This is a genomic window from Moorena sp. SIO4G3 (genome assembly GCF_010692305.1).
Lineage (GTDB): Bacteria > Cyanobacteriota > Cyanobacteriia > Cyanobacteriales > Coleofasciculaceae > Moorena > Moorena producens_A.
In genome coordinates this window covers 1-4,716 of sequence record NZ_JAAHIG010000542.1, presented here as the reverse complement: position 1 = coordinate 4,716, position 4,716 = coordinate 1, and the positions used below count along the sequence as shown (strand labels likewise).

Below are 4,716 nucleotides of genomic sequence, written 5' to 3'. Positions count from 1 at the left end.
CCCCATGCTCTCAGGTAACTATCTGGGTTAACGTCGTAGGCACTATAGTTAACACACAATAATACATAACTCAGACCAGCTAAAGTTAAACCTAAGTGCCAAGCACTCTCTCGCCAGATCTTGACATAGTCAGAAGTAGCGGGAATCTTTAAACTCAAGCTCCATTCTGCTACCATCAGGGCTAATAAAATTGCTGAAAAGCCGCCGAAATGTAGGTTGGGAAAGAGATAGTTAATGGCACTGATAACGGTTGCGATCGCACTACTGTGGGTTAGGTAGACCCTTAAGCGCAGATGATGCTTAATGCCTAACCTACTCCGTCGCTGAGTCACAATCCCTAAAGTGATAGCAGAATTAATACCATTAATCGTGAGTAACAGGGGATTGGAAAAACACAGAGTAGTCAGATTAACTCCTATTCCTAGAGCAATGACTTCTGCAAATTCTGCCAGATCATGTTTTTTGCGCTGATATAACCAATCTGCTAACCCAACAATTAAAACCAGATAGGGAAACAGTACTAAACTCAACAATACATAGGGAGTTTCTTGGGAATGGGTTAACGTAGTTGCTGTTTCCAGTAGCCAGGTTTGTATTGATGGCGGAATCAATCGCCATGCAAGCCAAACCATCTGTAAGCCAATGGCTAATATGGCGGCTAAATCGGAACGTCGCCAAAATTTTAGTAAACGATTGACAAATAACCACACCCCCAGCCCACTGACAATCATGGCTTGCCAAGGAATCTCAGCTGCTACACAAACTAGCCAACCCAGCACCAGCAAGCTACCCCCGAACCAAATCATAGGGAGACGGGGAGACGGGGAGACGGGGAGAGATGGTGCCTGAGGCTTTTGGGATAGCCAGTAGAGAAACCAACCACACATCCCGATAGCTAACCCCAGTTGTTCAATATCGACACCTATGACAAAAATTGCTCTAAATAGCAGGATGCCGATGCCATAAACTAAGATGGGGAAGCCAGCAACATCAAAAATAAACGCTGAATTTTGCTTTCTGGATTCTATATATAAGGTAGCGATGATGCTACCGATACCCAAATAAACTGCTCCTATGGGAAATCCAGGGATACCCCAAGCCCAATTTAGGTAACTCAGACCTAAATAATTAATAATGGGTAAGGGAAATGATTGTTGTTGTCGTAATCGTAAAAATCCGTTCCCGTAGCGGCGACCTAAGAGTATCGAACTTAGTACTATCGCACTTAGTGCTACTGTCGCCACCGCTACCACTAGCCAATTTAAGGGATGACGCCACAAGCCAAAGCCATCCATTGCCCAAAAATTGACTGGGATCAGCAACAGAGTGACAACTCGCAATGTTTGGGCTGTTAACGGTAAATTCCCTTGTTTGGTTGTCCAAGCACTAATCCCCCAAAAGCTCAAGGTATAGGCCAGCAATACTCCATACTGTCCAGCAGCTGGGAAATTGTCCCATTGACTAGCAGCCAGTACCCCAGAGGATACCACCACCATAAACATACCCAGGAATAGCAACCAGCGGACACTGAATTCTGCTTGAAGGGATTGCCACATTTGAGCAATCGAGTTGGGTTTCTTCGCTTTGGGTGTCTCCGGTGCAAAGTCATTACTAGCTAAGGGTGAGACTAGTTGACGCGCTGGTTTCGAGACTGGTAGAGCAGAAACCTTTGGAATTACACTAGGTTCTGGTAAAGCACAGGTGAGATGTTCTCGACACAACCGTTTTACAAAGGTTTCCTGGAGCAAACCCAAACGTAACCAAGCATCTAATCCCTCTAAAAGGGCGGGATGGGAAGCTTTAGTTTTAAATATGATATCGATGCTAGTCTCAGAGAGTAAACCTAACTCTTGCCATAGGGCTAAAGCTTCCAACAGTTTAGACTGAGAAGTATTGGTTTTGAGGGCAATAGTGATAGAACCCTCCCGTGGCGATGACATAGGCAATATTCCTAGTTAATTAGGAATGCAAGGGGGGCTGATTTAGGATACAGATACTTACTATTGTCCACTAAAAAGCCGGAACCTTGCTAGATACCACATTCCACCCCGTCAACTGTCACAATAGAATCTTAAAGTTGGCAGGTATGACCCTATTAAGCCTTGATGATCAGCACTATTGCACGTCTTGATCAATAGTCATTAGCATAATGCTTCCTCATTGATTATTGCGATTACCCTATACTATTTACTTAGATGTAAATAATTGTAAATCCTGCTCAATGGCTCAACCCCTCAACCTTTTAAGCTTACGGAAATTGCTCAATAAATTATTATCTTTTATCCCAGCATTAAGACGGGAGATTTGGATTCTGGCAACCGGTCGATTGTTATTGCACATCGGTCAAGGGTTTACTTTAGTTTATGCCTCGATTTTTTTTGTTAATCAGATTGGTTTATCCGCCACCCAAGTTGGAATTGCTCTAGGAAGTGCTTCAATTTCTGGAGTATTAGGACGCTTGATATCAGGGACTTTGGCTGATTCCAAGTTTTGGGGACGCAAGAAAACTTTGCTACTCTCAGCAGCTGTTTCTGCTCTAGCAAGCCTTTGTTTAGCATTTACCTATAATTTCCCAACTCTGGTTATTGCTAACTTACTGATGGGTTTAGGGACTGGTCTATATTGGCCTCCTACTGAGGCAGTGGTTACCGATCTAACCACTCCTGTTCAGCGTAATGAAGCCTTTTCAGTGACTCGTTTAGCTGATAGCTTAGGACTAGGATTGGGAGTTATTGGGGCAGGGCAGTTAATTGCTGCTTCTGGGAGTTACCGTACTTTATTTGTGCTAAAAAGTATTTTTTATGTGATTTTCTTCGTTGTCATTTATTTAGCGATCGCAGAAACAAATAACGTTCAAGAGGTGCCTCAATCCCCTACCCAATCCTGGAAACAAGCACTAAGCGATCGCTTTTTGATGATTTGGTTACTAGGGAATACTCTCTTCACTACCTATGATGCTGAACTCAATAGCATTATGCCCCTATATTTTGCCAATTTTGTGCCAGGAGGAGGAACAGAAACCGGATTAGCTCCAGAAACGATTAGTCTTATTTTCTTTTGGCATGTCGCCTTTAGTGCCATTTTTCAACTACCTGTTGCCCGCTTGCTCAACCATTTTCAACGCACCAATATCTTGATGGTTTCTTTACTGCTGTGGTCTGGAGGATTTGTGTTAGTGTGGCTCACAGGAGTTGTTTCTAATCTGGCAGTTATTCCAGCACTTTGTGCTTTGTTAGTCTTAGCCTTGGCTAAGGTGATTTATATCCCTTCTGCCTCTTCTTTGGTGGGGGATTTAGCTCCACAATCTTTGCGAGGAGTTTACTTTTCCCTTGAATCTCAGTGTTGGGCAGTAGGTTACTTTATTGGACCGTCTTTAGGAGGTTGGGCATTGGACCAATCTCCAGAATTTAGCAGTGGTTTTTGGTTAGTGACTGCTAGCAGTGTGGGCTTAGGCTGGCTGCCTGACACAAGTGGCTCAAAGCACGCAATTACATGGTTTATGAGAAAAAGGGCAGAGTGTTATGCTGACGCTAGAGCCATTACACAACTAGCAATTTGAGCATGTCTTACTCTACCCAATTTCATGATCAACTAATGAGCTTTTTGCGTCAATACAGCCGCTACCGCGATCTGCGTCATATCAAAGCTCTAGCTTGGATGGTGAGTGCCTTAATCTGTAGTGGCAAGTTAAGCCAACCGGCCTGGGAGCCTTATGTGCCGAGTCGTGCCAAACTTGCCCAAAGTTTTGAACGCCGGTGGCAGCGCTTTTTGAGCAATACTCGCCATTTGTGTGAACTCGCTGTATATTCCCCTAGTATTACTCGCCTTAAAAGATTGGCAGTCCCACCGTCGTGTGTCTTGCCCTCGATACCACAGTCTTATGGAATCGCGCTCTGTATGATTCATCTATCGGTGGTCTGTTGTGGTCGCGCCGTACCATTTCTATGGCGGGTACTGGAACACAACAGCGCGGCCGTAGCCTTCGATACATATCGACCCTTGTTACGTCGAAGCCAGTGGCTATGAAGTCAACATCCTGATGTGATGTTGAAAGCCCATCGGGGCAAAGCAAACCACGATCTGATCAGTTGGTTACAAGCTAGCAATTGGCACTACTGCCTACGATTGCCCTGTGATGTACTGCTTCATGGCCCCCATCGCTATCCCGTTGAAGTCAGCTATCTGTGGCCACCATTAGGAGAAGCTGTCTTTTATCGTAATGTTGGTCTATGGCAAGATGGGGTACATCGTTGTAATCTTGTATTAGCCAACGTCAAAGGGGTCAAGGAGCCCTGGGCCGTTATTACCGATGAGCCTCCCACCTTACTTTCTTTGTGGCAATACGGTTTGCGGTTTAGGGTAGAGGAACTATTTTTAGATAGCAAATCAGGAGCCAAAGAAGCTCGAAGACTCTCGCATTCGCTCAGCTGTTGCACGCTTAGCGGCTTATGCCCGTGGCTGCTGTGGCCCTGCTTTACGCCACAACCCAAGGCATGGCTGTTCAACTTGAAGGCTTACGGCGACAGGTAGATCCCCATTGGAAACGAGGGTGCCATCACGGTCGAACTCGTCTCCAGCGACTGGGCGGCGTTTCGGCTGACCGAGGATCTCGGCTCACCGCCGGAAGTCGCGATCCTCGGTTTCGTGGCCTTCACCGCCGGCATGACCGTCGGCCGTTTCGGCGGCGACTGGGCGGTTGCCCGTTTGGGGGACGGC

3 protein-coding genes and 1 pseudogene are annotated in these 4,716 nt (G+C 45.8%); 3 read left to right on the top strand and 1 reads right to left on the bottom strand.

The window, feature by feature from the left end; translation table 11 throughout:
- Window positions 1-1,940, bottom strand: a pseudogene (locus F6J99_RS42295) (DUF2157 domain-containing protein); the annotation flags it as partial.
- 281 nt (window positions 1,941-2,221) lie between these two features.
- On the opposite strand from F6J99_RS42295, the gene F6J99_RS42290 reads away from it, so the two are divergent.
- Genes F6J99_RS42290 through F6J99_RS42280 form a run of 3 tightly spaced genes read left to right on the top strand, consistent with a single transcriptional unit; the run spans window position 2,222 to window position 4,530 of the window.
- On the top strand, window positions 2,222-3,559 hold the full coding sequence (locus F6J99_RS42290; RefSeq protein ID WP_293122739.1) for an MFS transporter: 1,338 nt from the start codon (window positions 2,222-2,224) through the stop codon (window positions 3,557-3,559).
- Window positions 3,560-3,561: 2 nt separating this feature from the next.
- Window positions 3,562-4,026 carry a hypothetical protein gene (locus F6J99_RS42285; RefSeq protein WP_293122736.1) on the top strand — a complete coding sequence of 155 codons (465 nt, stop codon included), beginning with the start codon at window positions 3,562-3,564 and terminating at the stop codon, window positions 4,024-4,026.
- A gap of 18 nt (window positions 4,027-4,044) precedes the next feature.
- Window positions 4,045-4,530 (top strand): transposase, encoded by a 486-nt coding sequence (locus tag F6J99_RS42280; protein ID WP_293122733.1) that lies wholly within the window; start codon window positions 4,045-4,047, stop codon window positions 4,528-4,530.
- Window positions 4,531-4,716: the final 186 nt, after the last annotated feature.